This is a genomic window from Pseudomonas sp. BF-B-15 (assembly GCF_019946675.1).
Taxonomy (GTDB): domain Bacteria; phylum Pseudomonadota; class Gammaproteobacteria; order Pseudomonadales; family Pseudomonadaceae; genus Aquipseudomonas; species Aquipseudomonas migulae.
The window spans coordinates 1-4,386 of sequence record NZ_JAGYFZ010000189.1 but is presented as its reverse complement, the minus strand read 5'-3'; the positions used below and the strand labels follow the sequence as shown (position 1 = coordinate 4,386).

The 4,386-nt window shown below is 63.0% G+C and carries 5 protein-coding genes; all 5 read left to right on the top strand.

The window, feature by feature from the left end:
* Window positions 1-183: 183 nt before the first annotated feature.
* Window positions 184-738 (top strand): molybdenum cofactor biosynthesis protein B, encoded by a 555-nt coding sequence (gene moaB, locus KGA97_RS29065; protein ID WP_008034780.1) that lies wholly within the window; start codon window positions 184-186, stop codon window positions 736-738.
* Window positions 735-1,970, top strand: a complete 1,236-nt coding sequence (glp, locus tag KGA97_RS29060; protein ID WP_223481963.1) for a gephyrin-like molybdotransferase Glp — start codon at window positions 735-737, stop codon at window positions 1,968-1,970. Before moaB ends, glp begins: the two co-directional genes overlap by 4 nt.
* A 78-nt stretch (window positions 1,971-2,048) precedes the next feature.
* A complete protein-coding gene (locus KGA97_RS29055) occupies window positions 2,049-3,044 on the top strand; it encodes a peptidase U32 family protein (RefSeq protein ID WP_008034782.1) in 996 nt (331 codons plus the stop codon).
* Window positions 3,045-3,055: 11 nt separating this feature from the next.
* The gene (locus KGA97_RS29050; RefSeq protein WP_192226468.1) at window positions 3,056-3,946 is read left to right on the top strand and encodes a U32 family peptidase; all 891 of its coding nucleotides are present in this window, start codon (window positions 3,056-3,058) and stop codon (window positions 3,944-3,946) included.
* Window positions 3,940-4,386: SCP2 domain-containing protein (locus KGA97_RS29045; protein ID WP_223481962.1), on the top strand; the 447-nt coding region annotated here is incomplete at its 3' end. The genes KGA97_RS29050 and KGA97_RS29045, both read left to right, overlap by 7 nt.

Below are 4,386 nucleotides of genomic sequence, written 5' to 3'. Positions count from 1 at the left end.
CGCCGTAAGGGCGAAACCAATAGCCGCCATCACCGCAGCAACGGATATGCCCCCCAACAAACCCATCCCCCCCCATCAGCCAGAAATCCATTCGCCCGAGAGGTACCTCCTTGGAGGAATAGGCTCATCAAGGATTCCGGTTCAGGCTTGGGCCCATACCCTCATCTACGGGAAAACCTGGACATGGCCCATCTGGCGCAACGCACATTTGAACCCCTGAACATTGCCGTGCTGACCATCAGCGATACACGCACCTTCGACACAGACACCTCAGGACAGACCCTCACCGATTTGCTGCAAACCGCCGGGCATGTATTGATCGATCGTGATCTGGTCAAGGACGATATCTATCAAATCCGCGCCACCGTTTCCCGGTGGATCGCCGACCCCGAAGTACAAGTTGTGCTGATGACCGGCGGCACCGGTTTCACCGCTCGCGACAACACGCCGCAAGCTGTCCTGCCGCTGCTGGACAAACACGTGGAAGGCTTCGGCGAATTGTTCCGTCAGGTATCCCTGGAGGAAATCGGCATGTCCAGCCTGCAATCCCGGGCACTGGCCGGCATGAGCAACGGCGTGCTGGTGTGCTGCGTACCCGGTTCACCGGGTGCCTGCCGGACGGCCTGGAACAAGATCCTGCTCGAACAACTGGACAGTCGCACCGGCCCCTGCAATTTCGCCCCGCATTTGAAACCTCAGGCCCAACGCAACATTGATGCCTGCGAGACACGCTCATGACCGGCCGGGTGTGCGACCTCGGCAACCTGATGCCGGTGGACGAGGCCATCAGCCGCCTGCTCGATCAGGCACCGCCGCCGCCCCTGGTGCAAATGATCCGCCTGGATCAAGCGATGGGGCGCGTGCTGGCAGCGGATATTCATTCCCCGGTGAACCTGCCGGCCTGGGACAACAGTGCCATGGACGGTTACGCCCTCAGGGCCGTCGACCTGCCCGAGGAGGGTGGCTGGCTGTTGATCGGCGGGCGAATTGCGGCGGGGGATCAGGCGTGCGCACCGTTGCTCGCGCAACAAGCGGTGCAGATTTTTACCGGTGCACCCTTGCCACCGGGCGCCGACACCGTCGTGCCGCAAGAGCGTTGCCGGGTCGACGGCGAGCGTGTCTGGTTGCCGCCCGCAAGCGTTGGCGATCACGTGCGCAAAGAGGGTGAAGAAGTTCGTCGCGGGCACCTGCTGCTCAAGGCGGGAAAGCGCCTGCGCGCACAGGAAATCGGGTTGCTGGCTGGCGCCGGAATTGCGCGGATCGAAGTCTATCGACCGTTGCAGGTGTGTTTGCTCAGCAGCGGCAATGAACTGCGCGAGCCGGGCGATCCCTTGGCGCCGGGACAGATCTACAACAGCAATCGCTACTGCCTGGCGGAGCTGTTGCGTGGCTGGGGCGTCGAGGTGCATGACTACGGCGTGATGGCCGATGAGCTGGCAGCCAGTCGGCACGCCTTGAGCCTGGCGTCGTCGGAATGCGACCTGTTGCTGAGCAGCGGCGGCGTTTCGGTCGGCGAGGAGGATCATCTCAAGCACGCCATCGAGGAACTGGGCAGCATCGATTTCTGGCGCCTCGCCATGCAGCCGGGCAAACCGCTGGCCTTTGGCGAAGTGGCGGGCAAACCGTGGATCGGCGTACCCGGCAATCCTTCGGCGGCACTGATTACCGCGTTGGTGGTGGTGCGACCGTTCTTGCTCCGGGCCCAGGGTATGACGGACGTGATGCCACGGCCACTGGCCGTGCCCGCCGGGTTCGACTGGTTGCAAAGCAACAAGCGCCGGCAATACCTGCGAGCCAGGTTGACGCCCGGCGCCGGCGGCCAGTTGAGCGTGGAACTGCACCCTCAGCAAAGTTCGGCGATGTTGACGGCCGCGTGCTGGGCTGACGGGCTGGCAGTGATCGACTGCGAGCAGCAAGTGCTCAAGCACGACAACGTGATGTTCCTGTCCTTTGCCGACCTGATGCAGTGAGGGCAATTGATTGCCGTCAAGGCAGTGCCTGCCGGTCTGGCTAGACTGGCAGCGCCGCTTTTTTCATGAGGATTACCCATGCAACTGGTCTGCCCGGCAGGGAACCTGCCTGCGCTCAAAGCGGCGGTGCGCCAAGGCGCCGATGCCGTGTATGTCGGCTTTCGCGATGACACCAACGCCCGGCATTTCGCGGGGCTGAACATGGACGATAAGCAGTTCGACGCCGCCGTCGCCCACATCCGTCAGCATCAACGCAAACTCTATGTCGCCGTCAACACCTACCCGCAACCCAAGGGCTGGGAGCGCTGGCAGCGGGCGGTGGATCGTGCTGCCGATTTCGGTGTGGATGCGCTGATCGCCGCCGACCCCGGGGTGCTCAACTATGCCAGTCAGCGTCATCCGCAACTGGCGTTGCACCTCTCGGTCCAGGGCTCGGCGACCCACGCCGCTGCGCTGGCGTTTTACGCGCAGCGCTACGATATTCGGCGCGCCGTGCTGCCACGGGTGTTGTCGTTGGCGCAGGTGCGCCAGGTGGCCGCCAGCAGTCCGGTGCCCATTGAAGTCTTCGGGTTCGGCAGCCTGTGCATCATGGCCGAAGGGCGTTGCCACCTGTCGTCCTACATCACCGGCGAGTCACCGAACCTGTGCGGTGTCTGTTCGCCGGCCAAGGCGGTGCGCTGGAGCGAGGACGCCGAAGGGTTGAGCGCACGGCTCAGTGAAGTCCTGATCGACCGCTACACCCCCGACGAACCGGCCGGTTACCCGACCTTGTGCAAAGGCCGCTTCCTGGTCGACGGAAAACGCTTTCATGCCCTGGAAGAACCCACCAGCCTCGACACCCTGGACCTGCTGCCGGAGCTGACGGCCATCGGCGTCGAAGCCGTGAAAATCGAAGGCCGCCAACGTAGCCCGGCTTATGTCGAGCAAGTCACCCGGGTCTGGCGCGCCGCGCTGGATGCCCATCGCGGCGCGCCGGGCGCTTTTCGGGTCAAGGAAGAATGGCGTCAGGTGTTGGCCGGGTTGTCCGAGGGCAGCCAGACCACCCTGGGTGCTTATCATCGATCATGGCAATGAGGGGACGCGACATGAAGCTCAGCCTGGGACCGGTCCTGTTTTATTGGGACAAGGAGCAACTCAGCAACTTTTACGCCGAGATGTCGGCCATGCCCCTGGACGTGATTTACCTGGGGGAAACCGTGTGCTCGAAACGCCGGGCCTTTTCACTGGATCAGTGGCTGGGACTGGGGCGCGAGTTACAGGAGTGCAGCCGGGCGCAGTTGGTGATCTCCAGCTTGACGCTGATCGAAGCGGCGTCGGAACTTTCCAGCCTGCGCCGCCTGTGTGACAACGGCCAACTGTTGGTGGAGGCCAATGACATGGGCGCGGTGCAGTTCCTCGCCGAGCGCCAGTTGCCGTTCGTGGGTGGCCCGGCCCTCAACCTGTACAACGGCCACTCGCTGGCGCAACTGCTCGACTGCGGAATGACCCGCTGGGTGCCGCCCGTGGAGTGTTCGGCGGCGCTGATCCGCGACGTGATCGGGCAGGTCCGTGAACTGGGCCGAGCGGTGCCGGAAGTTGAAATTTTTGCCTATGGGCATTTGCCCCTGGCCTATTCCGCCCGCTGTTTCACTGCCCGCGCGGAAAACCGGCCCAAGGACGACTGCCAGTTTTGCTGCATCAACTACCCCGACGGCATGGCGCTGACCAGCCAGGAAGGGCAGCCGCTGTTTACCCTCAACGGTATTCAGACCATGTCGGCCGAGGTCACCAATTTGCTCGCCGATTATTCCGGGCTGGTGGACTGCGGCGCCGATCTGTTGCGCCTGAGCCCGCGTGCGCAGGGCATGGCTGAGGTGATTGACAGTTATCAGCGGGTTCGTTCGGGCGAGATGCCGCCGTTGTTTGTCGAAGGGTGCAATGGCTACTGGCATGGCCAGGCCGGCATGCTGCGCGTCGAGGAGGTTGGCCTGTGCTGAACCGAAAAAAGTGGCTGCTCAAAGGTGCCGACCGGTTGTTGCCGCTGGTGCGTCGGGTGCCGTTTGCCGTGCAGCGCCTGGCGTTGCAGCAGGCGCTCAATCGCTGCCTCGCCGAGCCGTTGCGTGATGGCGAGTTTGAGGTGTTGCGTGGGCGTTGGTTGTGTTTGCGGATTCCCGACTTGGGGTTGTCCTGGTACTTGACGCTCAGCCGTCAGGGGTTGCGGATTGCTGAGCATGCTACGGCGGCGGTGACGATCAGCGGGAACTGGCGTGAGTTTTTACTGTTGGCCAGTCGTCAGGAGGATCCTGATACGCTGTTTTTTCGTCGGCGTCTGGTGATTGAGGGCGACACAGAATTGGGGTTGGCGTTGAAGAATTTGATCGATAGCCTTGATCCTGATGTGTTGCCGGTCTGGTTGTGGCGGAATCTGGAGCGGGCG